This is a genomic window from Mesorhizobium sp. WSM4816 (assembly GCF_055811535.1).
On sequence record NZ_JBVVQR010000121.1, the window covers coordinates 1 to 262 of the forward strand.

General features: G+C 64.9%; 1 pseudogene. It reads right to left on the reverse strand.

Annotated features, from left to right (window positions below):
* Positions 1-230: pseudogene (locus tag AC0L3H_RS33055) on the reverse strand (amino acid ABC transporter permease); the annotation flags it as partial.
* Between the last annotated feature and the right edge of the window lie 32 nt (positions 231-262).

Below are 262 nucleotides of genomic sequence, written 5' to 3' on the forward strand. Positions count from 1 at the left end.
GTCTGGTTGACGTCGAAGCCGGCATTGTTCCTGAGGAAACCGAAGCCGGCGGCGATGTGCTGGTTCTCGAGATTGGCCCGCGCATTGGAGACGATCTCGTAGCCGATCCAGCCCAGCATCGCCGCGAAGGCAAACTGGACGGCTACGCCGTTCCAGCCTGCCTTGCCGCCCAGAATGCGCCGGATCTTCAGCGCGATCTGGGGCGGCGGTTTTCGAGCCTCGGTGCTCATGCCGCTGCGGGCCGATCAGGGGTGATCAGCGG